We start from the raw sequence: 24,465 nt of genomic DNA, 5'->3' as shown, positions 1-24,465 counted from the left end.
CCCGCACCGGTGCCCGGGGGACGGCGCGGCCTGTCACCGGCCCAGCGCCGCCATCGCGGCGTTGTGGCCGGGGACCCCGCTCACGCCGCCGCCGCGCACCGCGCCCGCCCCGCACAGCAGGACGTTGGGGTGCGCGGTCTCCACGCCCCAGCGGCCGGTGGTCTCCGTCGCGCAGGGGAAGGCGAGGTCGCGGTGGAAGATGTGGCCGCCGGGCAGGCGCAGGTCGCGTTCGAGGTCGAGCGGGGTCTTCGCCTCGATGCACGGCTCGCCGTTCGCGTCGCGCGCCAGGCAGTCGGCGAGGGGCTCCTCCAGGTGCGCGTCGAGTTCGGCGAGGGTGGCCCGGAGCAGGGTGGCGCGGGCGGTGTCGTTGTCGTCGGCGAAGAGGCGGGCCGGGGTGTGCAGGCCGAAGAGGGTCAGGGTCTGGTGGCCCGTGGCGGCGAGGCCGGGGCCGAGGATCGAGGGATCTGTCAGCGAGTGGCAGTAGATCTCCGAGGGCGGCGCGGCGGGCAGCCGCCCGGCCGACGCGTCCCGGTGGGCGGCGGCGAGCTGCCCGTACCCCTCGGCGATGTGGAACGTACCGGCGAACGCCCGGCGCGGGTCGACGGACCGGTCGCGGAGCCGGGGCAGCCGGGTGAGCAGCATGTTCACCTTGAACTGGGCGCCCTCGGCGGGCTCCGGCGGCTCCTCACCGAGGAGGGCGGCGAGGGTCTGCGGGGCCGCGTTGACCAGGACCCGGCGGGCGCCGACGGTGTGCTCGCCGCCGTCCGCCCGTACGGTCACCTCGGCGCGTGTCCCGTCCGTGTCGATGCGGAGCGCCTCGTGGCCGGTCCGGATCCGGGCGCCGGCGGCCAGGGCGGCCCCGGCGAGCGCGTCGGTGAGCGCGCCCATGCCGCCGACCGGGACGTCCCAGTCGCCGGTTCCGCCGCCGATCACGTGGTAGAGGAAGCAGCGGTTCTGGAGCAGTGAGGCGTCGTGGGCGTCGGCGAAGGTACCGATCAGCGCATCGGTGAGCACGACGCCGCGCACGAGGTCGTCCGCGAAGTGCTCCTCGACGGCGACGCCGATGGGCTCCTCGAACAGCATGCGCCAGGCGTCCTCGTCGCCGATCCGCTCCCGCAGCGCGTCACGGGTGGGGAGCGGTTCGGTCAGGGTCGGGAAGACGCGGCCGGCGACCCGCCCGGTCATCGCGTAGAAGCGCTGCCACGCCTCGTACTCGCGGTCCGAGCCGGTGAGCGCGGCGAAGGAGTCGCGGGTGCGGTCGCCGCCGACGAGGAGGCCGGTGGGCCGTCCGTCGCGGACGGCCGGGGTGTACGAGGAAACGGTCCGCTTGCGTACGGCGAAGTCCAGTCCGAGCTCACGGACGATCTTCCGCGGGAGCAGCGAGACCAGATAGGAGTAGCGGGAGAGCCGGGCGTCGACGCCGGCGAATGGACGGGTCGATACGGCCGCTCCCCCGGTGGCCGGGAGCCGTTCCAGGAGCAGGACCCGCTGCCCGGCGCGGGCCAGGTAGGCCGCCGCGACCAGGCCGTTGTGGCCGCCGCCCACGATCACCGCGTCATAGCTGTCCCGTACGGTCATGTCCCTTGGTAACACGGCACGTGCGGCCCGGCCAGAGCGTGTGCCCGGTCAGGGCGGTGGCCGGCCGCCGCCCTGCTGCCGGAGCGCGGCCACCTCGCGGTAGAGGTCGGCCGCCTCGCGGGGGCGGCCCAGCTGTTCGAGGCAGTGCGCCTCGTCGTCGCGGCCGGCGAGGGTGTCGGGGTGGGCGGCGCCCAGCAGCCGGGTCCGGGCGTCGGCGACCTGCCGGTAGACGGTGAGCGCGTCGGACCAGCGGCCCAGCCAGCCGAGGGCGACGGCCACCTCGCGGCGGCTGACGAGGGTGTCGGGGTGGTCGGGGCCGAGGACACCCTCCCGGGCGGCGCACACCGCCTGTGCCTCGGCCAGGGCCTCGTCCCAGCGGGCCAGCCGGCCGAGGTTGACGCCCAGTCCGTGGCGGGCGCGCAGGGTTTCCGGGTCGACGGGGCCGTTGACCCGGGTGCGGTCGGCGACGAGCGCGCGGTACAGCTCCAGCGCGTCGGTGCTGCGGCCGAGCCGTCCCAGGCTGATGCCGACCTCGTAGCGGGTGGCGAGGGTGTCGGGGTGGTCGGGGCCCAGCAGCCGGGTCCGGGCCTCGGCGACCTGCCGGTAGGTGTGCAGGGCCTCCGTCCACCGGCCGAGGCGGCCCAGCGCGTAACCGACCTCGTAGAGCGTGACCAGGGTGTCGGGGTGGCCGGCGCCCAGTACCCGGGCACGGGCCGCGGCCACGTCGCGGGCCATGCGGTACGAGTCCTCCAGGCGTCCCAGCCTGCTGAGGCTGAAGGCCAGGTTGTGGCGGCAGCGCAGGGTGTCGGGGTGGTCCGGGCCCATCGCGCGCTCCCGGGACAGGAGCACGGCGGCGTGGAGTTCGTGGGCCTCGGCGTGCCGGCCGAGGCGGCCGAGCGCGTACGCCATCTGCTGCCGGGCGGCGAGGGTTTCGCTGTGGTCCGGGCCGAGGACGCGGGCGCGGTCCTCGGCGAGGCGGCCGAACTCGCGCAGCGCGTTCTCGGCCCGGACCTTGCGGCCGGGGCCCGCGCCCAGGGCCTGGTGGCCGGTGAGGGGCGCGGGGGCCGGGCCGGCCCCGGTGGTCCAGCTGAGGGTCAGCCCCGCCGAGTGGTCGGGCGGCGCCAGCGGGTTCACCGTGCCCGTCGCCTGGTGGCCGCCGGTCATCGTGCGCGCCCAGACGGGCAGCGGCGGAGCGGCGGCGGGCGTCCGGCCGGACAGGGTGACGGGGGCGGGCGGGGCGGGCGGCACCTGCCCGGCCGGCTCGATGAAGGGCTGCTCGCCGGTGCGGCCGACGGCGATGCGGCGGCGCAGGTCGTGGGCGTCGGCCGGGCGCTCCTCCGGGGTCTTGGCGAGGAGGTCCAGGACGACCCGGTCGAAGAATCCGGGCAGTTCGGCGCGGTGGGAGCGCAGCGGCTCGGGCGGGGTGTCCCGGTGGCCGACGAGGATGCCCCAGGAGTCCTCCAGGTCGAAGGGCGGGGCGCCGGTCGCGATCTCGTACAGGACGCAGCCCAGCGAGTAGAGGTCGCTGCGGTGGTCGACCTGGCCACCGCTGATCTGCTCCGGCGACATGTAGTGCGGGGTGCCCATGGCGACGCCGACGCCGGTGAGCCGGGAGGTGACGGGGATGCCGCGGCCGGGCCTGGCGATGCCGAAGTCGCAGATCTTCACCGTCCCGTCGGACAGCCGCATGATGTTGGCGGGCTTGAGGTCGCGGTGGACGATGCCCTGCTGGTGGGTGTAGCCGAGCGCGTCGGCGACCTGTTCGGCGATGTCCACGATGTCGTCGACCGGCAGCGGGTGCTGCTCGTTGTCCTCCAGGAGCTGGCTGAGGTTGCGGCCGTCCAGCAGCTCCATCACGAGGTAGAGCACGCCCTCGTGCTCGCCGAAGTCGTGGACGACGGTGACGCCCCGGTGCTGGAGCGCGGCGGCGACCCGGGCCTCGCGGCGGAAGCGTTCGCGGACGATGCGGGTGTAGTCCTCGTCGTGCTGGGCGCTCATGGGTTTGAGGCACTTGACGGCGACCTGGCGGCCCAGCGATTCGTCGCGGGCGCGCCAGACCTCGCCCATGCCGCCGCGCCCTATCAGGTCGAGCAGCCGGTACCGGCTCTGGATCAGCCTGGTTTCCGCCATCCCTGTTGCCGCCCCCGTCGTTCCGCCTGCCGCCGCCGCACCCTCCCCGGCCCGTCCAGTATGGCTGCCTGCCTCTTCCGTGTGTACGGGGTGGGGCGGCTGCCGGGTCCGAGGACGGGCCGTCCGGGCGGGCCCGGCGGTCAACGCCCGAGCAGTGTTCCTCCGTTGACATTGAAGAACTCACCCGTGATGTATCCGGCGTCGGGGCCGGCCAGGAAGGCGACGGCGGCGGCCACATCGGCGGGCTCACCGACCCTGCCGACCAGCGTCTGGGCACGCCTGCGGGCGAGTTCCTCCTCGCTCGCCGGTCCGCCGAAGAACTCGGTGCCCGCGACGTATCCGGGTACGACCACGTTGGCCGTGGCCCCTCGGCTCCCCAACTGCCCTGCCAGCGTGTGGTTCCACGCCTGGAGGGCCGCCTTCATCGCACCGTAGGACCCGTTGCCGCGCAGTGCCGCCACGGAACCGATCGTGATCACGCGGCCGCCCGGCGAGGCGAGCCGGGGCAGCAGCGCTTCGGTGAGCAGGACGGCGGGCAGGACGTTGTTGTCGAAGTCCCGCCGCCACCGCTCGGCGACCTCCTTGAGGCCGCCCGCCTCCGCCGGGGTGCCGCGTCCGCCCGCGTTGTTCACCACCACGTCGACGCGGTCCGGGAGTTCGCCCAGCCGGGCTTCGATGTCCTCGGGCCGGGAGAGGTCGACGGCGAGGGCGCGGACCGGATGTGTGCCCCGTATCCCGGCCGCGGCGGCGCTCAGCACCTCCTGGCGTCGCCCCAGGATGGTCACCCGGTCTCCCTGCTGGGCGAATCGGGCGGCCGTCGCCCGGCCGATCCCCGTGCCTCCGCCGCTGACGACTACGAACCGGTCCCTGTCGCTCATGGGTCCCTCCGGACTGGCGCTGGTCATGTCCTCGCCACCCTGCCATACGCGCCGTCCGTTTCCGGGAAGAACGGACCCGGATCGGCGCCCGCCGTCGGTGCCGCACCGACGGCCCGGCGGGGGGGGCATCGGGCCGCCTCCGTGCGCTGGTCTGCGGCAGCTCCCCACGCAGGGCCCGGGGGGGGTAGCGCTCAGCGTTTGACGGCGCGCAGGACGACGAACTTGGGGTCGCCCGCCACCGTGGTGCAGTTGCCGAAGACGCGGCGCAGGGTGGCGTGGTGGCCGAGGTGCCGGTTGGCGACCACCCACAGCTCGCCGCCCTGGCGCAGCGCGCTCCGGGCACCGTGGAACATGTTCCGGGCGGTGGCGTCGGTGGTGGCCTGGTGGGAGTGGAACGGCGGGTTGTTCAGGACGAGGTCCGCGCTGCCGGGCTCGGCGCCGGCCAGGGCGTCGCCGACGACGAAGCGGGCCTGGGCGCCGGGCCCGGTGTTGTCGCGGAAGGTTTCCTCGGCCGAGGCGACGGCCTGGTAGGACTCGTCGATGAAGGTGAGGGCGGCGTCCGGGTTGGCGAGGGCCGCGGCGAGGCCGACGACGCCGTTGCCGCAGCCGAGGTCCACGACCCGGTCCGGCCCGCTGCGGGCCGGCAGGTGCTTGAGGAAGAAGCGGGTGCCGATGTCGAGCCGGTCGGCGCAGAAGATCCCGGCGTGGTTGGTGACGGTGCGCCCGGCGGCCGGTCCGGCGTCGGCGGGCAGCTCGTAGCGCAGGGGCCAGGGGCTGGGAGTGCGGGGCAGGGCCGGGTCCGGCGTGCAGTGGATGAGCCGGGCCTTGCGGACCGCGAGGGAGGTGCGGGTCGGCCCGATGATCCGCTCGAACAGCTTGAGCGTGGAGGTGTGGATCTCCTTGACCATGCCGGCGCCGACGACGACGGTGCCGGCGTGCACGCGGGGCGCGAGCCGGTGCAGCTGGTCCTCCAGGAACGCGAGGCTCTTGGGTACGCGTACGAGCAACACGTCGATGCGGTCCGGCGGGGTGTCGCGCGGCGACAGCAGGCGCACCGCGTCGGCGGGCAGCGCGTTGCGCCGCAGGTTCGCCGCGGTCGCCCGCTGTCCGAGGTAGGAGTCGCTGATCTGTACGGGGTGGTGCGCGGCCAGCACGGTGCTCAGGGCGCCCCAGCGGTCCCCGACCACGACGACGTTCCCCGAGACGTCGACCGGGCCGGTGCCGTCGGCCCCCTCCAGATGCTGGAGCAGGTAGGCGTCGGCCGCGTCCCAGGCACGGAACGGGTCGCGGGGGTCCTCGGGGAAGCGGGCGAGGTCGTAACCGGCCTCTGACGTCGTCAAACGGTTCATTGTGCGTTCAGGCTAACCGAGCGGCGCCCGGTGCCCGTACCTGCCGCGGGCGCGGCGGCCGGGGCCGCCGCGCCGCACCACTGTCTACGGCAGTCGCTTGTCGATGGCCGCCCTGCCCTCCCTGGCCAGGGTGCGTTGCGCCCACTCGAGGTTCTCCGGGGTCAGGTCCCGCCCCGATGCGAGCACCAGGTCCTCCGCGGACGGGTTGTCGCTGGCGCCGGTGTGCAAGAGGGCATCCGGAGTCACGCCCCGGGTGCTGGATACGGAATCGGGCTCGTCGCTCATGCCGCCTCCTTGTCCTTCCCGTCATTCTCGCCCGCCGCCGCGGCTCCCGCATCCGAGGCCGGGCGACGTCACGAAGGAGGCCCCGGGTCCTCGCTCGACCGGCACATGACGCATACAGGGGCTTCACGCGTCGGGCCGGTCCGGTTCGCGAGCGCTCCTTCCACCGAACGGGCACGGGAAAGCAGGGCTTCTCACACCCAGGCATGAACAATTCGCCCATGTAAGGATCAAAAGGTATGAATTGACTCGTTGATTCACCCGCTCCGCACGCAGTGCGCCATTCCCCTGGAGGGAACCGATGGACACGGACGCCTTGACCTCCGGCCTGCTGCGGGAGCTGCGCGCGGCCAGGCCCTATCCGGCCCTGTCCCTGACCATGCCGACCCACCGGCGCGCCCCGGACAACGCCCAGGACGCCGTACGGCTGCGCAATCTGCTGTCCGAAGCGCACAACAGGCTGGAGGCCGATCCGGCCGTCAGCCGCGACACGTGCCTCGCGATCAAGCGACAGCTCGAACACGCGGTGGACGAGCTCGATCCGCGCCGGGCACTGGACGCGCTGGTGCTCCTCGCGACCGCCGACGAGTTCCGGATCTGGCGGCTGCCGCGTACCGCGCCCGAACGAGTGGTGCTGAGCGACAGTTACCTCACCCGCAACCTGGTCGCCGCGAAGGCGCAGGCCCGGCCCTTCTGGGCGCTGACCGTGGCCGCCGACCACGCCGCCCTCTTCAGCGGCACCGCCGAGTCCGCGCAGGAGGCGCACGCCGGGGGCTTTCCGCTGACGGCCCCGCGCGAGGAGTTCAACCCGCAGCGCGCGGAGCGGATCGGTGACACGCCGAGCAACTTCGCCAACGAGGACACCCGGAACTTCCTGCGCACGGTGGACGAGAAGCTGCGCGCCGTCCTGGCCGCCGATCCGCGTCCGCTGTACCTGGTCGGCATCGCGCCGGCGCTCGCCCTGTTCGACGAGGTCGGCGAGTGCGCGAAGGAGGCGGTGGGCCGGGTCACCAAGGGCGCACCGGCCGACAACGCTCCCGGCGACCTGCTCACCGAGCTGCGCCCGGCCCTGGAGGCCCGGCGCGCGCACTTCGCGGCGGAGATCGACGGCAGGCTCGACGCGGCGCGCAGCCGGAAGGCGTTCGCCGGCGGGCTCGACGAGGTGTGGGCCGCGGTGCGCGAGGGCCGCGCCGGTCTGGTGGCGGTGGAGGAGCACCACCAGCAGACGGTCCGGGTCGACCAGGAGCACCTGAAGCCCGTGACCGACGACGTGGTGGACCCGGCCGACGAGAACGTCCGGGAGGACATCGTCGACGAGCTGGTCGAGGCGGCGCTGGACAGCGGCGCGGAGGTCTGCTTCGTCGCGGACGACTCGCTCAAGGGGCACGGGCGGATCGCGGCGGAACTGCGCTTCTGAGCCCTCCCAGGACCAGTTCGCCACCTCGGGCAGGTCGACGACGTTGACCACGCGCACGGCCGGCTCCGGCAGGTGGCGCCGCAGCAGCCGGGCGGCCGCCAGGGTCTCCAGCGTGGGTACGTCCCCGGCACAGGCGAGGACGACGTCGGGTTCGCGGATTGTCCCTCAGGTGGATCTGCCCGACGGCCAGGTGGTTGGCGGCCCGCCAGTGCGCGTCGAGCTCCTCGTCGCGGGGGCCGGCCGCCGGCGCGGACGGTGGGGCGTCGCTCGTGGTCACCTCTCAGCGGGCGGGGACGCCGCGTGTACGGTCACCGGGGCTCGGAGCCGTACCAGACGGTGGTGGCGTTGCAGAACTCGCGGATGCCGTGTCCGGCGAGCTCACGTCCGTAGCCGGAGCGCTTCACCCCGCCGAAGGGCAGCGCGGGGTGGGAGGCCGTCATGCCGTTGAAGAACACGCCGCCGGCCTGGAGGTCCCGGACGCAGCGCCCGGCCTCGCCGGCGTCACGGGTCCACACGTTGGAGCTGAGTCCGAAGGAGGTGTCGTTGGCGACCTCCACGGCCTCGTCGAGGCTGTCCACCCGGTAGAGGGAGGCGACCGGGCCGAAGGTCTCCTCGTGGTGGACGCGCATCTCGGGCGTGATGCCGGCGAGGACGGTGGGGGCGTAGAACCAGCCGTTCTCCAGACCGCCGCCCAGGCCCTCGGGGCGGCCGCCGCCGCACAGGGCCTCCGCTCCCCGGCGCACGGCGTCGTCGACGAGTCCCTCCAGGTCGGAGCGGCCCTGTTCGCTGGCGAGCGGTCCGACGTCGGTGGACTCCTCCAGCGGGTCGCCGACGGTCAGCTCGCGCATGCCGAGGGTGAAGCGTTCCGCGAATTCCTCGTAGACCTCGGTGTGCACGATGAACCGCTTGGCGGCGATGCACGACTGGCCGTTGTTCTGGGCGCGGGCGGTGACGGCGGTGCGGGCGGCCTTGGCGACGTCCGCCGAGGGCAGGACGAGGTAGGGGTCGCTGCCGCCGAGTTCGAGGACGGTGCGCTTGATCTCGTCTCCGGCGGCCGAGGCGACGGAGCGTCCGGCCGGTTCGCTCCCGGTCAGGGTGGCCGCGACCACCCTGCGGTCGCGCAGGATGCCCTCGACGGCCCTGGAACCCACGAGCAGGGTCTGGAAGCAGCCGGCCGGGAAGCCGGCGCGGTGGAAGAGGTCGCCCAGGTACAGCGCGGTCTGCGGCACGTTCGAGGCGTGCTTCAGCAGGCCCGTGTTGCCGGCCATCAGGGCGGGGGCGGCGAAGCGCACGACCTGCCAGAGCGGGAAGTTCCACGGCATCACGGCGAGGACCGGGCCCAGTGGCCGGTAGCGGACGTACGCGCGGACGGCGCCGGCGTCCTCGACGTCGGCGGGGGCGGGGTGCTCGTCGGCGAGCAGTCCCTCGGCGCGGGCCGCGTACCAGCGCATCGCCTTGGCGCACTTCGCGGCCTCGGCGCGGGCGGCCTTGATCGGTTTGCCCATTTCCAGGGTCATGGTGCGCGCGATGTCCTGCTGGTCCTCGTCCAGGAGGTCGGCGGCCCGGTTGAGCAGCCGGGCCCGTTCGGCGAACGAGGTGGTGCGGTAGTCGCGGAAGGCGGCGTCGGCCGCGGCGATCCGCTTCTCGATCTCGTCGTCCGCCAGCGCGTCGAACGTCCTGAGCGTCTCGCCGTTGGCGGGGTTGACCGTCGCGATGGGCATGACTGTGGCCTCCTTGCCTCGGTATTCCGACCGTGCCGCGCGGCAGCCCCGGCCGCAACGCGGGCCGCGGCACGGCGGGCCCCCGCCACCGGATACCCCGCCGGCGCGGATCATGCGTGCTCGGGGCATGCGATCCGCGCCGGCGGGGCCGTGGTGGCGGGGGCGGGTGCCTCCGCGTCGCCCTGGGCCGTACGCCTCAGACGAGGGCGGGGGCGGTGTCGGGGACGTTCTCCTCGGTCCCGGCCGCGACGGCGGCGGTCCGCTCCGCTCCGGCCTGAACGGGGTCGGGGATCTCCGCGACCGCGGCCGGCGGGCGGCGGAACTCGCGGACGCCGGGCAGCGGCGGCAGCGGCACCAGCTCGATGTGCTGGGGCTCCTGGGCGTACCGGGTGAACCAGACGACCTTGCCCTGGGCGGTCCGGCAGGTGCCCCAGCTGTCGCTGAGGGCCATGACCCGGCTCAGGCCGCCGCCCTCGTGGAGCAGCCGCGGCATCTCGGAGCCGTTGTCGGCGACGGAGACCGTGAGGTGCCGTCCGGACCAGCGGAGTTCGACGACGCAGTGGTTGTCGTCACCGACGTGCCGTTGGACATTGGTCAGCAGCTCCTCCACGGCACGGCACACGGGCCGCACGTGGAGTTCGAGACTCCAGTGGCGCAGATGCGCGGCGACTATTCGTCGCAGCTGGTCCACACGCTCTGCGGAAACCTGGAGTTCGACCAGATAGTGACGGTCGAGTGGAACGGTCATCGTCGAGGCTCCTCACATCGAGGCCCACGTACTTCGCCTCGTTGAACCAACGACCCCCGAATACGAAGAGTGAGCAGATGTCTCTTCTGGGTCACTCCACAGGGTGACCCGGCTGGGCCGGTCGCGCAACATATCGGGCCGCGCGCCCCGGGTGACCGTCGCTTTCGCCAGGCCGGAGGTGCACGGCCCAAAGATCACGGCAGATGGGTGAGCACCCGGTCGGGTGTGAGCGGGAGGGTGCGCAGCCGGACGCCGGTGGCGTGCCGGAAGGCGTTCCCGACGGCCGCGGCGGCGCCGACGATGCCGATCTCGCCGATGCCCTTGCTTCCCATGGGGTTGAGGTGGGGGTCGTCCTCGTCGATCCAGTGCGCGTCGACGGCGGCCACGTCGGCGCAGACGGGGACGTGGTACGAGGCGAGATCGCACTCGGTGAAGTCGCCGAAGACCGGGTCCATGGTGCTGCCCTCGGTCAGGGCCATGCCGATTCCCATGATCATGCCGCCGATGAACTGGGAGCGGGCGGTGCGGGGGTTGAGGATGCGGCCCGCCGCGAAGACGCCGAGCATGCGGCGCACCCGGACCTCGCCCGTACGGGTGTCGACGGCGACCTCGGCGAAGTGCGCCCCGAAGGCGTGGCGGGCGTACGGGGACTCCTCGGCGGTCTCCTCGGTGGTGTCGGCGCGGACGGTCACTCCTCCGTCGGGCAGCGGCCCGGTGTGCGCGGCGAGCCGTTCCGCGAGCCCGGCGGCGGCCTTGTGCACGGCCCAGCCCCAGGAGGCGGTGCCGGATGAGCCGCCGGCCAGCGGGGCGTTTGGCAGGTCGCTGTCACCGATGTCGACGGTCACGTCGTCCAGCGGGGTGCCGAGCACATCGGCGGCGATCTGCGCGAGGACGGTGCGTGCGCCGGTGCCGATGTCGGTCGCGTTGACGGCGATCCGGTAGGTGCCGTCGGGGGCGGCGTGCGCGGAGGCGTGACTGGCACCGGCGGAGACGGGATACGTGGCCGAGGCGACGCCCGTGCCGAGCAGCAGGGCGCCCTCCCGGCGGACGCCGGGGGCGGGATCGCGTCCCTGCCAGCCGAAGCGTTCGGCGCCCTCGCGCAGACAGGCGGCCAGTCCGCGGCTGCTGAAGGGTTTGCCGGAGTCGGGTTCGTCGGCCGGGTCGTTGCGCAGCCGCAGTTCGACGGGGTCGACGGAGAGTTCCGCGGCGAGTTCGTCGACGGCGGACTCCAGGGCGTACATGCCGGGGGCCTCCCCCGGGGCGCGCATCCACGAGGGGCTCGGCACGTCCAGGGCGGTGACCCGGTGCGTGGTCCGGCTGTGCGGTGAGCCGTACATGACGCGGGCGGGTACGGCGGCCTGCTCCACGAACTCCTTGACCCTGGAGGTGTGGGTGATGATCTCCTGGGCGACCGAGGTGAGGGTGCCGTCGGCCCCGGCGCCGAGCCTGACGCGCTGCACGGTGGGCGCCCGGTGCCCGACGAGGGCCGGCATCTGGCGCCGCGCCAGGGCGAGTTCGACCGGGCGGCCGGTGTGCAGCGCGGCCATCGCGGCGAGCACGGCCTGCGGACGCGGGGTGCCCTTGGACCCGAAGCCGCCGCCGACGTGTTCGGAGACGGCGGTGACCTGGTCGGTCCCGAGTCCGAAGGCGGCGGCGAGGCTGTCGCGCACCTTGGTGGCGCCCTGGCTGGAGTCGTACACGGTGAGGTGCCCCGCGGGTGACCAGTGGGCCGTCGAGGCGTGCGGCTCCATCGGGTGGTTGTGCAGCGCCTCCAGGGTGTACGTGACATCGACGCGTACGGGCGACGCCTCGAAGGCCCGGTCGAAGTCGCCGCGTTCCCGGACGGCCGGGTAGCCGCCGTTGGCGTTCTCCGGGGTGTAGAGGCCGGGGTGGTCCTCGGTCAGCAGGACGTCGTGCGGGGTCGTCTCGTACGTGATGTGCAGGGCGTCGGCGCCGGCGCGGGCGCTCGCGAGGCTGTCGGCGACGACGAGCGCGACAGGCCAGCCGCGGTGGGGCACCCGGTCGTCCTGGAGCACGGCGAGGATCGGGTCGTCCGGCTCCTGAAGACGCGGCGCGTTGTCGTGGGTGAGCACGCAGTGGACGCCGGGGTGGGCCAGGGCGTCGACGGTACGGACGGCGGTGACCCGGCCGGCCGGCACGGAGGCGGGCACGGCCCAGGCGTACAGGCAGCCCGGCAGGCCGCGCTCGGCGGCGTAGCGCGCGGCGCCGGTCACCTTGGCGCGGCCCTCGCGGCGGACGGCGGGCGCGCCCAGGGACTGGGGGGCGTGGCTCATGGCGGGAGTCCTCGGCTCTTCAGGTGCGGGCGGTGAGTTCGGCGAGGGCGTCGACGGCCAGGTGCCGGGCCAGACGGACCTTGAAGGCGTTGTCGCGCAGCGGGCGGGCCGCGGCGAGTTCGGCGTCGGCCGCCCGGAGGAAGGTGGCGTCGCCGGCGGGTGCGCCGTGCAGGATCTCCTCGGCGGTGCGGGCCCGCCAGGGCCGGTGGGCGAGCCCGCCGAACGCCAGTGCGGCGTGCTCGACCCGCCCGTCGCGTACGCGCAGGACGGCGGCCACGGAGGCCAGCGCGAAGGCGTAGGAGGCGCGGTCGCGGGCCTTGCGGTAGAGGCAGACCGTGCCGTCGGCCAGCGGGGGCAGCAGCACCTCGGTGACGAGTTCGCCCGGCCGGACGACGGTGTCGGCGTCGGGGTTGTCGCCGGGCAGCCGGTGGAAGTCGGTCACCGCGACGGTCCGTTCGCCCTCCGGCCCGTGCAGCACGACGTCCGCGTCGAGCGCGGCCAGCGCCACGGCCATGTCGGAGGGGTGGGTGGCGACGCACTCCTCGGAGTGCCCGATGACGGCGAGGTCGCGGTGGGTGCCCTCGCGGGCGGGGCAGCCGGTGCCGGGTTCGCGCTTGTTGCAGGGCTTGGAGGTGTCCTGGAAGTACGGACAGCGGGTGCGCTGGAGGAGGTTTCCGCCGGTGGTCGCGATGTTGCGGAGCTGCCCGGACGCGCCGGCCAGCAGGGCCTGGGAGAGCGCGGGGTAACGGGTGCGTACGGCGGGGTGGGCGGCCAGGTCGCTGTTGCGTACGGTGGCGCCGATGCGCAGGCCGCCCTCGGCGGTGTCCGTGACCTGGTCCAGCGGCAGCCGGCTCACGTCGACGAGCAGGCCGGGTGCCTCCACGCCGAGTTTCATCAGGTCGACCAGGTTGGTGCCGCCGCCGAGGAACTTGGCGCCGGGGTGGGCGGCGCAGGCGCGGACCGCGTCGGGGACGGTTTCGGCGCGCAGATAGGCGAAGGGTTTCACGGCGCCACGTCCTCGACGGCCTCGACGATCCGGGGGTAGGCGCCGCACCGGCAGAGGTTGCCGCTCATCCGCTCCCGGATCTCCTCCGGGCCGAGCCGGACGGGGGCGCCCGCGGGAGCGTCGTGCGGGGTGACGTGGGAGGGGTGGCCGTGGTCGGCCTCGGCGAGGACGCCCGCGGCGGAGCAGAGCTGGCCGGGCGTGCAGTAGCCGCACTGGAACGCGTCCCGCTCCAGGAACGCCTCCTGGAGCGGGTGCAGCCGGTCGCCGTCCGCCAGGCCCTCGACCGTGGTGATGCGGGAGCCGTCGTGGGCGACGGCCAGCAGGAGGCAGCTGTTGGCGCGGCGGCCGTCCACCAGGACGGTGCAGGCACCGCACTGGCCGTGGTCGCAGCCCTTCTTCGCCCCGGTCAGGTCCAGGTGGTGGCGCAGGGCGTCCAGGAGGGTGGTGCGGTGGTCGAGCGTGAGGGTCCGGTCGGTGCCGTTGACGTTCAGGGTCAGGGTGGCGGAGGGCCGGCCGCCGGGCGCCTGCGGTTCTCCGGCGCCGCCCTCCCACGAACTGGTCAGGTCCACGTGCGACACCTTTCGACGAAGTCACTTTGTCCGATTTCTACCAGATGTGTACTGTCGCCCGGTGTCCCGTCGTCGCCCCGCGCGGGCGTTCGGCCTACTTGTTCTCCAGCCGCAGCCGCACCTCCTCCTCCTGGTCCCCCGAAACCGTTCCGACAACCCGGACGGCGAAGGCGTCGGCCAGGCCCTCCCGGAGCCGGTCGACAGCCCGGTAGCCGCCCTGCACATCGACCGTGACGGGGGCACCGAGCGTCACGGACCCCGAGATCACCCGGGCCTCGGACACGTCGACGGTCGCGGCCCAGGCGGTGGGCCGCCTGCCCTCGGTCTCATGGGGTACGTCGGCCGAGGAGCGGTCGGTGGTGAAGGCGGCCCGCAGCACGTCGAAGACCGTGCGCGCGTCGTCCTCGGGGCAGCCGCTGAGGACGACCGACACCTCCTGGTCGTGGTGGTCCTCCGTGGCCTGCCGCTTGTCCTGTGCGCTGTTCACCGCTGCTCCTTACGAAGGGGGCGTTGCCGTCATCTCCAGGCTGACCCCACCCGCGGTCGGCTGCGACAGGAGCAGCCCGGACTCCCCGCGTGCCCGGCGAAGTACGGGCTCACACCGCTCGAAACATTTTCTGCGCTCATATCCACTTAAAACATGAATTCGATCGCCACCCCGAGTGATAGCCCTGTCCGGGGGTATTCGGCAAGCATGGACGTTTCGGATGGAGCCCTGAATTCCCTGGCGGTCACCCTCGCGGACGGACGCGGCGCGACGGGCGTCGTGATGGGCGTGATCGGCGTGCTCCTGGTGCTCATGCTGATCGGCGCTTTCGTGCTGGGCAAGCGACGGCACGACCAGGAGCTGCCCCCGCCCCGGCCGGACGAGCAGCCGGTCGGCCCCGCCCGCCGCAGCCACGAGGAGAAACAGGACGTCCACGGCGACGACCGCTTCCCGGCCGACGGCAGCGGCCTGTCGCCGTACGAGCTCGGCGAGCACGGCAACGAGCCGATCCGCCACGAGGACGACGACAAGCGCGATTGACCCCCGCTCGGGGACCGGGGCCCGGACGGCCTGCCGTCCGGGCCCCGTGCGGTCGCGGCGGGTGGGCGCTCCGCGTTTGCGGGAGCGGCCGCGCCCGGTGAGGCTGGTGACGGCCCCGAAGGGCGCAGACATCTGCGTCGCACCCCGATGAAGGCAGTAGCCCCATGACCCCAAGCACCTCCGGCACGGCGCCCGCGCGCGCAGCTCTGACCGGGCCCGCGGCTCCTTGCTGGGTCAATCTGATGACCCGGGACCTGGAGTCCGCCCAGGAGTTCTACGGCGCGGTGATGGGCTGGACCTTCCGCCCGGGCCGGCTCGGCCAGGAATTCTCGGTGGCCCGCCACGGCGACGTGCCGGTCGCCGGCATCGGCGCCGTGGCCACCGCGTTCCGCGTCGCGGTGGCCTGGACCCCCTACTTCGCCGTCCGGGACGCCGACGTGGCCGCCGCCCGCATCCGGGAACGCAGCGGCACGGTGGCGGTGGGGCCACTGACGCTCGGCAAGGGGCGCGGGGCGCTGGCCTCCGACCGGGACGGGGCCGGGTTCGGCATCTGGGAGCGGACCGAACCGGCGACGTCTCCGCCCGCCCCGGGCGGCCACGCCCACGCCTGGCTGCGGCTGCGCACCCGGAGCGCCTTCGAGGCCGCGATCTTCTACGGCGAGGTGCTGGACTGGGCGAGCGGGAAGCCCGGCTCCTGCGAGGTGTCGTACGCGAAGGACGAGGTGATCGTGCAGTGCGGGGGCCGCCAGCTGGCCCGGATCAGCTCCGGCGCGGTCGAGGCCGCCCCCGACCCGCTGGTCCGCCCGCACTGGCAGGTCAACTTCCCCGTGGACGACGTGACGCTCGCCGTCGAACGGGCACGCAAGCACGGGGGCTCGCTCGTGGAGGAGCTGACGCGCCCCGCGGACCGGGAGGCAACGCTCCTCGACCCGGACGGCGGGCTCTTCACCGTCACGGACGTCCACCGCGCCCCGGACGACGCCCCGGCCTGAGCGGCACGCCGGGGCCCGTCACGGGACGGGCAGGCACAGTTCGGGCCGGTCCCACATCACCGCGGGAGGCGCGGCCCGCACGGTGCCGGTCCGCTTCGCGCCCATGCTCAGGTAGAACCCCTCGGCCGGCGGGTGCGAGACGACGCGTACGCCGGGCAGCCCGCGGGCGCCCGCCTCCTGCCGCAGGTGGCCGATCAGCAGCCGCCCGGTGCCGGCACCCTGCGCGTCGTCGGCGACGAAGAGCAGGTCGAGCTCGGGCGGGTCCAGGATCAGCGAGTAGAAGCCGAGCACCCGGCCCGTCGTCTCCTGCACGGCGGCGAAGACCTCGTGGACCTCGATGTAGTCCGGCCCCACCCGGTATCCGTCGACCATCGGCGCGTAGGGGCCCTCGTACGCGCGCGAGGACCGCACCAGACGGGTGAGGCGCTTGGCGTCCCGCGCGGTCGCCCGCCTGACGCGGACCGGGCCGCCGGATGCCCGGCGGCCCGTCGGCGTAACGCTTGATCTCATGAAGTGAGTATTACGCATCCGCGCCGGGAGCGGCTCGGGGCTCCTCAGGAGGCGGCGCGCGCCTCGCGCCACTCCTCGACCAGGGCCTCCACGTCGAAGGGCCGCAGGTTGAGCAGCGGTCCCGGCGGCGGCCGGCGGACGGCCTCATGGATCTTCTCGTTCACCTCGGCCAGCACCCGGCGCACCCCGGCCTCCGTCCGGATCTCCGGCAGGCCGGCGACGGCGTCCTCGGCCTCCTTGCGCAGCGCCAGCGCCGGCGGCAGCACCGAGACCCCCTCGCGCCGCATCTTCGCCTTGATCCACCACGCCTCGTCGTACGGGGCGCTCAGCGCCTCGATCGGCTTGCCGAACCCGGGCAGCCGGGAGACGTCGCCCCGCTGTTCGGACGCCCGGATCTGCTGGTCCACCCATGATTCGAAGCCGACACCCGCGGGTTTGCGCTCGGTCACCGTGATCCGCCCTCTCGGAGTACTCCTGCTGCGGCGCCTTCCACCCTACCGAGGCGCCCCACGGCGTCCGTTGGGCGGCAGACGCGCACGCGCCACGTCTCGAACGCGTTCGCGGGGGTACACGAGCGTCACGCCCGGACGGAACGACGCCGGGCAACGAACCGAAAGGGATGGTGGGAGTGGAACACAGCGACCTGCGAACCGACTACCGCCGGGGGCGGTGACGATGACGACCCTCGTGATCATCCTCGCGGTCGTCGTGGTGGTGGCCGCCGGACTGTTCCTCGTCCTCGGCCGGAGGAACGGCGGCCACGGGCTGCGGCGGCGTTTCGGGCCCGAGTACGACCGTGCCGTAGCCCGGCACGACGGCGACACCAAGGCCGCCGAACACGAACTGAACGAACGGCTGAAGCGGCACGGCTCGCTGGACGAGCGCCCGCTGGCACCGGAGGCCCGGAAGGAGTACCTGGCCCGCTGGGCGCGGGTCCAGGACCGGTTCGTCGACTCGCCGCAGCAGGCGGTGGCCGACGCCGACACGCTCCTCGCGGAGCTGGCCCGGGAGCTGGGCTTCCCCGACGGCAAGGACTTCGACGAGCAGAGCGACGCGCTCTCCGTCCACCACGCCCAGCACGTCCACGGCTACCGGCGGGTGCACGCCGCCAAGCACGGCGAAGGTGACACGGAGCAGCTGCGGACGGCCCTCGTGGAGGCCCGGGGTCTCTTCGACGTCCTCGTGTCGAACGGCACGGGCCGACCGGTCCGCCGGGACAAGCACCACGCGGAAGGAAGTGGCACGGCATGACGAAGGACATCGACCGCACACCGCAGCGCCCGGCCGCGGCCCCCGTGCCCGTGCCCCTGGCCGAGAAGGACACCGGGCGCACGGAAACCGGACTTACGGCCTCGGGCGCCCCGTCCCGTGACACGGTGACCGGCGGCAAAACCGACACCGGCACCCGCGCCTTCCGTACGACGGCGGCTCCGCACGAGCCGGACCGCGCCGGCCCGGCGCACGGCGCGTACGACGGCACCGGCCCCCTGCTCCCGACCGGCGACCAGGACCGGCTGGCCCACCGCCTCCACCAGGCGGTGACCGACTTCGTCGAGAGCCCGCACCGGGCGGTGGAGGAAGCGGAGTCCACGTTCGACGCGGTGGTCGCCGGCCTCACGGACGCGCTCAAGGAGCGCCGCAGCACCCTGCACGTCGACGAACGCGACGGCGGCGACCCCGGGGCGCGGACCGAGGAGCTGCGGATCACCCTCCAGCACTACCGCGACCTGACCGAACGTCTCCTGAAGATCTGAGGAGCCGGCCCCGGCCGGAGACCTGGAGGCCGCCGAGTGGCCGCCGCGCCCGCCGGCCACTCGGCGGGGGCGGCGGCAGCCGCTACCCGTCGGCGTAGACGACCAGTTCGCTGCGCAGCCGCCGCAGCGTCGGGCCGGGGACGCGCAGACCGTCGCGCACGTATCCGTCCAGACCGCCCCAGCGTTCGTCCATGGCGGCCAGGGCCGTGTCGAGGTAGCGGGGGCGGACCTCGACGATCGCGGAGGCGATCGCCGGGTCACCGCCGGCGTCGAGGAAGCCCTGCACGTACGGCCGGCCGACGATCCGCAGCGCCGGGTTCACCGCCAGGAACTCCTGTCGCACGGCCTCCCGCGAGGCACCGAGGACGAGGAGCAGCAGGGCGGCCGCCCAGCCGGCGCGGTCCTTGCCGGTCGCGCAGTGGAAGAGCACCGGCCGCGCGGCGGTGTCGGCGGCCGTGTCGATGAAGGCGCGGTACGCGGCCGCGGCCCCCGGCGAGAGCACCATGTGCCGGTACGACTGCGCGATCGCTTCCTCCGCCTTGCCGTTGCCCAGGAGGCGTTCCGCCTCGACCGGGTCGGCGAGCAGCGCGCGGAACCGGGCGGGGGTCACGCCGGGGTTGTCCCCCAGCACGTCGGCCACGAAGAGCCGGGAGCCGGGCGGCAGGGCGTCGGGGGCCGAGGCGCGCTCGTCGGCGGTCCGCAGATCGACGACCGTACGGATACCGAGCGCGGCCACGGTCGCGGCGTCCACCGGGTCCAGCCCGCCGAGCCGGCCGGAGCGCAGCACCACGCCCTGCCTGACCTGCCGGCCGGGGCCCAGGGGGATGCCTCCCAGATCGCGCAGATTGAGGGCGGAAACGGTCGGGACGGCCCTGACGGTTTGCACGATGGATTTCCTCTTTTCCCGGCACGCATCCGAATCGGTTTCGGCCTGGCCGGATCAAAAGTCGCATGATGTCGTCACATCGACAAAGTAAAACGCCGGGAATCATCGATCGGGCGCGGGCAGGGCTGAGCCCCGGGGCTGTCCCGTCATCCCCGGCGGGCGCACGAGGCCGGACATGACGGGACAGCCCTTCGGCACGCGCGCCGTTCCGGCGCTCTTGGGCCGGGCGGCCGCCGGGACGAGAAAGCGGAAAAGGGCTGCCGGGCAGGGCGCCCGGCAGCCCTCTGTTCTCACCCTGCCAGCAGCCGCGCCTTCTGGGCCTCGAATTCGGCTTCGCTCAGGACACCCTGCTGCTTCAGGGCGGCCAGCCGCTCCAGTTGCCCGATCATGTCCTCGGCCGGCGCGGCGGCCGGCGGGGCGACGGGCTGCGGGACGGGCGGCATCGGCTGCTGGGCGGCCAGTTGTTCGGCCTCCTGCTCGGCGAACCTGTTCTGCTGGTGCCGCTGGACGCGCCCGGTGACGGCGGACGCGGTGCCCGCGATGACGGCGGTACGCGCGGCGGCCCCGATGAGGCCGGGTCCGCGGCGGTTCATTCCGGGTCCTCGGAAGATCGGCATGGCGTGTTCCCCTTCCGGTGCGGGCGTCAGCTCTCGTGGCCGGCGGCGGAGGCGGCGGCCTCCGCGACCTCGGCGGGAATCCGTTCGTGGGCGATGACCTGCCCGCCCGACGCGCGGACGGCCTCGGCCAGCGGTACGGCCCACAGGTCCTCCCACACGATCAGCGCGGCAGAGCTCCCCGGCGGCACACGCTCGCCGAGCATCCGGATGTCCTCGCTGTTCAGCATGCCGCTGACCTCGCCCTCGACCGGCTCGAAGGAGACCAGGTCGTCGGGGTCGAGATCGTCCAGCTCGACGGCCTGGATCGTGCCGTCCTCGGCCCGCTGCACGAAGGCCAGATCCAGGATGCGCACCGCCTTCGAGGCGACCGCGTCGGCCAGCGCCGGCGCGATGGCGCCGGTGAACCGGCTGCCGGGAAAGGCGACGACGAGGTATTCCACTGGTCCCACGGTCACGGGCGTGTCCTCTCCGCATGAATGGATTGTCAGCAGCATAACTTTGGGCATTCATGGGCGCACTGTGGCAAATCACCGCATACCGAAAAATTTGATTACGCGACAGTACGTAAAGGATCAAGTGCTCTGGGAGAGGGCAAGGTCACAGGCCGACGCACTGCTGCTGCCCCCGGAGCTGTCCTAGCATCTGGGCCATGACGGTCCAGCCTGCTGACGGGCTTTCGCTGGCCGCCGGATTTCCTGACCCCGCCCATGAGCAGTGGCAGAGCCTCGTCGAGGGTGTGCTGCGCAAATCGGGCAAGGACGTGTCGGGGCCGGCTGCCGAGGAAGCGCTGTCCACCACGGTGGAGGACGGGCTCATCACCCGCCCCCTCTACACCTCGCGCGACGACGCGCCCGATGCCGGTCTCCCGGGCTTCGCCCCCTTCACCCGCGGCAGCAGGCCGGAGGGGTGCACGGCGAGCGGCTGGGGCGTACGGCAGCGGCACGCGTTCACCGATCCCGGCCGGCTCAACGAGGCTGTGCTCACGGACCTGGAGAACGGCGTCACCTCGCTGTGGCTGGCCGTCGGTGGCGCCGGCGGCGTGCCGGTGTCCGGTCTGGAGCGGGCGCTCGACGGCGTCCTCCTCGACCTGGCGCCCATCGTGCTGGACGCGGGCACGGAACTGGACTCCGCGGCCACCGAGTTGCTGCGGCTGCACGCGAAGAGCGGTGTCCCGGCCGGGCAGGTGCGAGGCGGTCTCGGCGCCGATCCGCTGGGGCGGGCCGCGCGCGAGGGCACCGAGCCCGACCTGGCGGACGCCGTGCGCTGGGCGCGGCGGTGTTCCGAGGAGTTCCCGGGGCTGCGGGCGATCGTCGTGGACGCGATGCCGTACCACGAGGCGGGCGGTTCGGCGGCCCAGGAGCTGGGTGCTTCGCTGGCCTCGGGGGTCGCGTACCTGCGGGCGCTGACGAAGGCCGGGCTCGGCGTCGAAGAGGCGTGCGCACAGCTGGAGTTCCGGTACGCGGCGACCGCCGACCAGTTCCTGACGATCGCCAAGATGCGGGCGGCGCGCCGGCTGTGGGCGCGGGTCGCCGAGGTCTGCGGGGCTCCCGGTGCCGGGGCGCAGCGGCAGCACGCGGTGACCTCGCCGGTGATGATGACCCGGCGCGATCCGTGGGTGAACATGCTGCGGACCACGCTGGCGAGTCTGGGCGCGGGCGTCGGCGGGGCGGACGCGGTGACGGTGCTGCCCTTCGATCACGCACTGGGCCTGCCCGACGCGTTCGCCCGGCGTATCGCCCGCAACACCTCCACGATCCTGCTTGAGGAGTCGCACCTGGCCCGGGTCATCGACCCGGCGGGCGGTTCCTGGTACGTGGAGCGGCTCACCGACGAACTCGCGGGCACGGCCTGGTCCTTCTTCCAGGAGATCGAGCGGGCGGGCGGCCAGGCGGCCGCCCTGGGCTCGGGGCTGGTCGCGGAGCGGATCGCGGCGACCTGGGAGGCGCGCAGCAAGGACCTGGCGCGGCGCAAGGAGCCGGTCACCGGCGTGAGCGAGTTCCCCCTGCTGGACGAACGTCCGGTGGAGCGCGAGCCCTTCCCTGCGGGCCCGGCCCGGGGCGGGCTTCCGGTCGTCCGGCGCGACGAGGCGTTCGAGGCGCTGCGGGTCCGCTCGGACGCCCATCTGGCGGTGACCGGCAGCCGGCCGCGGGTGTTCGTCGCCGCGCTCGGCCCGGCGGCGGCCCACACCGCGCGGGTCTCCTTCGCCGCGAACCTGTTCCGGGCGGGCGGCGTCGAGGCCGTGCACGAGCCGGCGCGGGTGGACGCGTCGTCGGTGGCCGAGGCGTTCGCGGCCTCGGGGACGGACGTGGCGTGTCTGTGCTCCAGCGACGAGCTCTACGGCGAACAGGCGGGCGAGGTCGCCGCGGCGCTGGTCGCGGCGGGTGCGCGGCGCGTGTACCTGGCGGGGCGGCCCGGTGCGTACGACGGTGTCGACGAGTACGTCTTCGCCGGCTGCGACGCGGTGGCCGTGCTCTCTTCCCTTCTCGACCGGATGGGTGTGGCGTAATGCGTATCCCCGACTTCTCCGACATCGGGCTCGGGCCGGACGGCTCCCCCGAGGTCACCGAGGACCAGTGGCGCGCCGCGGTCAAGGAGTCCTCCGGCAGCTCCGACGGCGACCTGCTGTGGGAGACGCCCGAGGGCATCGCGGTCAAGCCGCTGTACACCGGGCGGGACCTGGAGGGGCTGGACTTCCTCGGCACCTACCCCGGTATCGCGCCGTTTCTGCGGGGCCCGTACCCGACGATGTACGTCAATCAGCCCTGGACGATCCGGCAGTACGCGGGGTTCTCCACCGCCGAGGAGTCCAACGCGTTCTACCGGCGGAATCTGGCGGCGGGACAGAAGGGCCTGTCGGTCGCCTTCGACCTGCCCACCCACCGCGGCTACGACAGCGACCACCCGCGGGTGACCGGTGACGTCGGGATGGCGGGGGTGGCGATCGACTCGATCTACGACATGCGTCAGCTCTTCGACGGCATCCCGCTGGACCGGATGTCGGTGTCGATGACGATGAACGGCGCGGTGCTGCCCGTCCTCGCGCTGTACATCGTGGCCGCCGAGGAGCAGGGCGTAGCGCCTTCGATGCTGGCCGGGACCATTCAGAACGACATTCTGAAGGAGTTCATGGTCCGCAACACCTACATCTATCCGCCGAGGCCGTCGATGCGGATCATCTCCGACATCTTCTCGTTCACGTCGCAGAAGATGCCGCGCTACAACTCGATCTCCATCTCCGGCTACCACATCCAGGAGGCCGGGGCGACGGCCGATCTGGAGCTGGCCTACACCCTGGCCGACGGGGTGGAGTACCTGCGCGCCGGGCAGGCGGCGGGGCTCGACGTCGACGCGTTCGCCCCGCGGCTGTCCTTCTTCTGGGCGATCGGCATGAACTTCTTCATGGAGATCGCGAAACTCCGCGCCGCCCGCCTGCTGTGGGCCAAGCTCGTCAGGCGGTTCGACCCGAAGAACCCCAAGTCGCTGTCGCTGCGCACGCACTCGCAGACCTCGGGGTGGTCGCTGACCGCGCAGGACGTGTTCAACAACGTCACCCGCACCTGCGTCGAGGCGATGGCCGCCACCCAGGGCCACACCCAGTCCCTGCACACCAACGCCCTCGACGAGGCCCTGGCCCTGCCCACCGACTTCTCCGCCCGCATCGCCCGCAACACCCAGCTGCTGCTCCAGCAGGAGTCCGGCACCGGCCGGGTCATCGACCCCTGGGGCGGCAGCGCGTACGTGGAGAAGCTGACGTACGACCTGGCGCGGCGGGCGTGGCAGCACATCGAGGAGGTCGAGGCGGCGGGCGGTATGGCCAAGGCCATCGACGCCGGCATCCCCAAACTCCGTATCGAGGAGGCCGCGGCCCGCACCCAGGCCCGCATCGACTCCGGCCGTCAGCCCGTCATCGGAGTCAACAAGTACCGCGTCGAGACCGACGAACACATCGACGTCCTCAAGGTCGACAACACCTCCGTGCGCACCCAGCAGATCGACAAACTGCGCCGGCTGCGCGAGGAACGCGACGAGCAGGCCTGCCAGGAAGCCCTGCGCGCGCTGACCACCGCCGCCGGACGGGAACCGGGACCCGGCCTGGAGGGCAACCTGCTGGCGCTGGCCGTGGACGCGGCCCGCGCGATGGCGACCGTCGGTGAGATCTCCGACGCCCTGGAGAAGGTGTATGGCCGGCACGCGGGCCAGATCCGTACGATCACCGGTGTGTACCGCAACGAGGCAGGCCAGTCACCGTCCGTGGACCGCACCCGCGCGCTGGTCGACGCGTTCGAGGAGGCGGAGGGGCGGCGTCCGCGCATCCTGGTCGCCAAGATGGGCCAGGACGGGCACGACCGCGGCCAGAAGGTCATCGCGACCGCCTTCGCCGACCTGGGCTTCGACGTGGACGTCGGCCCCCTCTTCCAGACGCCGGGCGAGGTCGCCCGGCAGGCGGTCGAGGCGGACGTCCACATCGTGGGCGTCTCCTCCCTGGCCGCCGGCCACCTCACGCTCGTCCCGGCGCTCCGCGAGGAACTGGCCGCCGAGGGCCGCGAGGACATCATGATCGTGGTGGGCGGGGTGATTCCGCCGCAGGACGTCGACGCCCTGCTGGAGGCGGGCGCCGCAGCCGTCTTCCCGCCCGGCACGGTGATCCCGGACGCGGCCCACGACCTGGTCACACGGCTCGGTTCCGCCCTCGGCCACGAGCTGTGA

The 24,465-nt window shown here is 73.4% G+C and carries 23 protein-coding genes and 1 pseudogene; 7 read left to right on the top strand and 17 right to left on the bottom strand.

The genetic code is table 11. The annotated features are described in order from the left end of the window. Positions 1 to 33 precede the first annotated feature (33 nt). The 5 genes from ABZ564_RS13945 to ABZ564_RS13925 all read right to left on the bottom strand — a co-directional run bounded on the left by ABZ564_RS13945 (position 34) and on the right by ABZ564_RS13925 (position 6,220). Entirely contained in the window at positions 34 to 1,578 is a 1,545-nt protein-coding gene (locus ABZ564_RS13945; RefSeq protein WP_360854740.1) for an NAD(P)/FAD-dependent oxidoreductase, read from the bottom strand. Positions 1,579 to 1,626: 48 nt separating this feature from the next. Continuing rightward, positions 1,627 to 3,708 carry a serine/threonine-protein kinase gene (locus ABZ564_RS13940; RefSeq protein ID WP_360854737.1) on the bottom strand — a complete coding sequence of 694 codons (2,082 nt, stop codon included), beginning with the start codon at positions 3,706 to 3,708 and terminating at the stop codon, positions 1,627 to 1,629. A gap of 140 nt (positions 3,709 to 3,848) precedes the next feature. Then, entirely contained in the window at positions 3,849 to 4,586 is a 738-nt protein-coding gene (locus tag ABZ564_RS13935; RefSeq protein WP_360854734.1) for an SDR family oxidoreductase, read from the bottom strand. A 191-nt stretch (positions 4,587 to 4,777) separates the two neighbouring features. Further along, positions 4,778 to 5,935: a methyltransferase gene (locus ABZ564_RS13930; RefSeq protein WP_360854731.1), complete on the bottom strand. Its 1,158-nt coding sequence runs from the start codon at positions 5,933 to 5,935 to the stop codon at positions 4,778 to 4,780. Positions 5,936 to 6,019: 84 nt separating this feature from the next. Next, complete coding sequence (locus ABZ564_RS13925; RefSeq protein ID WP_360854728.1) at positions 6,020 to 6,220, bottom strand: hypothetical protein; 201 nt, start codon at positions 6,218 to 6,220, stop codon at positions 6,020 to 6,022. Positions 6,221 to 6,518: 298 nt separating this feature from the next. Between ABZ564_RS13925 and ABZ564_RS13920 the strand changes: the two genes are divergently transcribed. Next, positions 6,519 to 7,634 carry a chemotaxis protein gene (locus ABZ564_RS13920; protein ID WP_360854725.1) on the top strand — a complete coding sequence of 372 codons (1,116 nt, stop codon included), beginning with the start codon at positions 6,519 to 6,521 and terminating at the stop codon, positions 7,632 to 7,634. 30 nt (positions 7,635 to 7,664) lie between these two features. Here ABZ564_RS13920 and ABZ564_RS13915 read toward each other — a convergent pair. From ABZ564_RS13915 to ABZ564_RS13885, 7 genes and pseudogenes are all read right to left on the bottom strand, one after another. Beyond that, a pseudogene (locus ABZ564_RS13915) lies at positions 7,665 to 7,799 on the bottom strand (hypothetical protein); the annotation flags it as partial. 143 nt (positions 7,800 to 7,942) lie between these two features. Then, entirely contained in the window at positions 7,943 to 9,355 is a 1,413-nt protein-coding gene (locus tag ABZ564_RS13910; protein ID WP_360854722.1) for an NADP-dependent succinic semialdehyde dehydrogenase, read from the bottom strand. 196 nt (positions 9,356 to 9,551) lie between these two features. After that, positions 9,552 to 10,103 carry an ATP-binding protein gene (locus ABZ564_RS13905; protein ID WP_360854719.1) on the bottom strand — a complete coding sequence of 184 codons (552 nt, stop codon included), beginning with the start codon at positions 10,101 to 10,103 and terminating at the stop codon, positions 9,552 to 9,554. A 194-nt stretch (positions 10,104 to 10,297) separates the two neighbouring features. Then, positions 10,298 to 12,397: a xanthine dehydrogenase family protein molybdopterin-binding subunit gene (locus tag ABZ564_RS13900; RefSeq protein ID WP_360854716.1), complete on the bottom strand. Its 2,100-nt coding sequence runs from the start codon at positions 12,395 to 12,397 to the stop codon at positions 10,298 to 10,300. Between the two features lie 19 nt (positions 12,398 to 12,416). After that, entirely contained in the window at positions 12,417 to 13,403 is a 987-nt protein-coding gene (locus ABZ564_RS13895; protein ID WP_360854713.1) for a xanthine dehydrogenase family protein subunit M, read from the bottom strand. Beyond that, positions 13,400 to 13,966, bottom strand: coding sequence for a 2Fe-2S iron-sulfur cluster-binding protein (locus ABZ564_RS13890; RefSeq protein WP_360854904.1), 567 nt, complete (start codon positions 13,964 to 13,966; stop codon positions 13,400 to 13,402). Before ABZ564_RS13890 ends, ABZ564_RS13895 begins: the two co-directional genes overlap by 4 nt. A gap of 100 nt (positions 13,967 to 14,066) precedes the next feature. Further along, the gene (locus ABZ564_RS13885) at positions 14,067 to 14,459 is read right to left on the bottom strand and encodes a hypothetical protein (protein ID WP_360854710.1); all 393 of its coding nucleotides are present in this window, start codon (positions 14,457 to 14,459) and stop codon (positions 14,067 to 14,069) included. 207 nt (positions 14,460 to 14,666) lie between these two features. Here ABZ564_RS13885 and ABZ564_RS13880 point away from each other — a divergent pair, with 207 nt between their 5' ends. Together ABZ564_RS13880 and ABZ564_RS13875 are read left to right on the top strand one after the other, a co-directional pair. Further along, positions 14,667 to 14,999 (top strand): DUF6479 family protein, encoded by a 333-nt coding sequence (locus tag ABZ564_RS13880; protein ID WP_360854707.1) that lies wholly within the window; start codon positions 14,667 to 14,669, stop codon positions 14,997 to 14,999. A 164-nt stretch (positions 15,000 to 15,163) separates the two neighbouring features. Next, on the top strand, positions 15,164 to 15,991 hold the full coding sequence (locus ABZ564_RS13875; RefSeq protein ID WP_360854704.1) for a VOC family protein: 828 nt from the start codon (positions 15,164 to 15,166) through the stop codon (positions 15,989 to 15,991). Positions 15,992 to 16,009: 18 nt separating this feature from the next. Here ABZ564_RS13875 and ABZ564_RS13870 read toward each other — a convergent pair whose 3' ends face one another. Both ABZ564_RS13870 and ABZ564_RS13865 read right to left on the bottom strand, forming a co-directional pair. Further along, the gene (locus ABZ564_RS13870) at positions 16,010 to 16,501 is read right to left on the bottom strand and encodes a GNAT family N-acetyltransferase (protein ID WP_360854701.1); all 492 of its coding nucleotides are present in this window, start codon (positions 16,499 to 16,501) and stop codon (positions 16,010 to 16,012) included. A 44-nt stretch (positions 16,502 to 16,545) separates the two neighbouring features. After that, positions 16,546 to 16,950: a DUF1992 domain-containing protein gene (locus ABZ564_RS13865; protein ID WP_360854698.1), complete on the bottom strand. Its 405-nt coding sequence runs from the start codon at positions 16,948 to 16,950 to the stop codon at positions 16,546 to 16,548. Between the two features lie 226 nt (positions 16,951 to 17,176). Here ABZ564_RS13865 and ABZ564_RS13860 point away from each other — a divergent pair, with 226 nt between their 5' ends. Next, entirely contained in the window at positions 17,177 to 17,752 is a 576-nt protein-coding gene (locus ABZ564_RS13860) for a hypothetical protein (RefSeq protein ID WP_360854695.1), read from the top strand. Beyond that, the gene (locus tag ABZ564_RS13855; protein ID WP_360854693.1) at positions 17,749 to 18,255 is read left to right on the top strand and encodes a hypothetical protein; all 507 of its coding nucleotides are present in this window, start codon (positions 17,749 to 17,751) and stop codon (positions 18,253 to 18,255) included. Before ABZ564_RS13860 ends, ABZ564_RS13855 begins: the two co-directional genes overlap by 4 nt. 82 nt (positions 18,256 to 18,337) lie before the next feature. On the opposite strand, the gene ABZ564_RS13850 is transcribed toward ABZ564_RS13855, so the two are convergent. The 3 genes from ABZ564_RS13850 to ABZ564_RS13840 form a co-directional block, all read right to left on the bottom strand. Then, a complete protein-coding gene (locus ABZ564_RS13850) occupies positions 18,338 to 19,141 on the bottom strand; it encodes a tyrosine-protein phosphatase (RefSeq protein ID WP_360854690.1) in 804 nt (267 codons plus the stop codon). A 290-nt stretch (positions 19,142 to 19,431) separates the two neighbouring features. Then, positions 19,432 to 19,734, bottom strand: coding sequence for an SHOCT domain-containing protein (locus tag ABZ564_RS13845; RefSeq protein ID WP_360854687.1), 303 nt, complete (start codon positions 19,732 to 19,734; stop codon positions 19,432 to 19,434). 50 nt (positions 19,735 to 19,784) lie between these two features. Beyond that, positions 19,785 to 20,213 (bottom strand): DUF6325 family protein, encoded by a 429-nt coding sequence (locus tag ABZ564_RS13840; RefSeq protein WP_360854684.1) that lies wholly within the window; start codon positions 20,211 to 20,213, stop codon positions 19,785 to 19,787. A 194-nt stretch (positions 20,214 to 20,407) separates the two neighbouring features. Here ABZ564_RS13840 and mutA point away from each other — a divergent pair, with 194 nt between their 5' ends. Next, entirely contained in the window at positions 20,408 to 22,264 is a 1,857-nt protein-coding gene (mutA, locus tag ABZ564_RS13835; protein ID WP_360854681.1) for a methylmalonyl-CoA mutase small subunit, read from the top strand. Beyond that, positions 22,264 to 24,465, top strand: coding sequence for a methylmalonyl-CoA mutase (gene scpA / locus ABZ564_RS13830; protein ID WP_360854678.1), 2,202 nt, complete (start codon positions 22,264 to 22,266; stop codon positions 24,463 to 24,465). The genes mutA and scpA overlap by 1 nt, the downstream gene beginning before the upstream one ends.

Origin of the sequence: Streptomyces sp. NPDC019224 (genome assembly GCF_040632605.1) — a bacterium.
In the GTDB taxonomy this organism is placed as follows: Bacteria; Actinomycetota; Actinomycetes; order Streptomycetales; family Streptomycetaceae; genus Streptomyces.
The sequence above is the reverse complement of the archived record's forward strand: the minus strand, read 5'-3'. Positions and strand labels throughout refer to the sequence as shown.

Bases quoted from the DNA above. Each gene is read 5' to 3' on its own strand.
- ABZ564_RS13945 (WP_360854740.1), bottom strand. From the start codon at position 1,578: ATGACCGTACGGGACAGCTATGACGCGGTGATCGTGGGCGGCGGCCAC.
- ABZ564_RS13940 (WP_360854737.1), bottom strand. From the start codon at position 3,708: ATGGCGGAAACCAGGCTGATCCAGAGCCGGTACCGGCTGCTCGACCTG.
- ABZ564_RS13935 (WP_360854734.1), bottom strand. From the start codon at position 4,586: ATGAGCGACAGGGACCGGTTCGTAGTCGTCAGCGGCGGAGGCACGGGG.
- ABZ564_RS13930 (WP_360854731.1), bottom strand. From the start codon at position 5,935: ATGAACCGTTTGACGACGTCAGAGGCCGGTTACGACCTCGCCCGCTTC.
- ABZ564_RS13925 (WP_360854728.1), bottom strand. From the start codon at position 6,220: ATGAGCGACGAGCCCGATTCCGTATCCAGCACCCGGGGCGTGACTCCG.
- ABZ564_RS13920 (WP_360854725.1), top strand. From the start codon at position 6,519: ATGGACACGGACGCCTTGACCTCCGGCCTGCTGCGGGAGCTGCGCGCG.
- ABZ564_RS13910 (WP_360854722.1), bottom strand. From the start codon at position 9,355: ATGCCCATCGCGACGGTCAACCCCGCCAACGGCGAGACGCTCAGGACG.
- ABZ564_RS13905 (WP_360854719.1), bottom strand. From the start codon at position 10,103: ATGACCGTTCCACTCGACCGTCACTATCTGGTCGAACTCCAGGTTTCC.
- ABZ564_RS13900 (WP_360854716.1), bottom strand. From the start codon at position 12,397: ATGAGCCACGCCCCCCAGTCCCTGGGCGCGCCCGCCGTCCGCCGCGAG.
- ABZ564_RS13880 (WP_360854707.1), top strand. From the start codon at position 14,667: ATGGACGTTTCGGATGGAGCCCTGAATTCCCTGGCGGTCACCCTCGCG.
- ABZ564_RS13875 (WP_360854704.1), top strand. From the start codon at position 15,164: ATGACCCCAAGCACCTCCGGCACGGCGCCCGCGCGCGCAGCTCTGACC.
- ABZ564_RS13870 (WP_360854701.1), bottom strand. From the start codon at position 16,501: ATGAGATCAAGCGTTACGCCGACGGGCCGCCGGGCATCCGGCGGCCCG.
- ABZ564_RS13860 (WP_360854695.1), top strand. From the start codon at position 17,177: ATGACGACCCTCGTGATCATCCTCGCGGTCGTCGTGGTGGTGGCCGCC.
- ABZ564_RS13855 (WP_360854693.1), top strand. From the start codon at position 17,749: ATGACGAAGGACATCGACCGCACACCGCAGCGCCCGGCCGCGGCCCCC.
- ABZ564_RS13845 (WP_360854687.1), bottom strand. From the start codon at position 19,734: ATGAACCGCCGCGGACCCGGCCTCATCGGGGCCGCCGCGCGTACCGCC.
- mutA (WP_360854681.1), top strand. From the start codon at position 20,408: ATGACGGTCCAGCCTGCTGACGGGCTTTCGCTGGCCGCCGGATTTCCT.
- scpA (WP_360854678.1), top strand. From the start codon at position 22,264: ATGCGTATCCCCGACTTCTCCGACATCGGGCTCGGGCCGGACGGCTCC.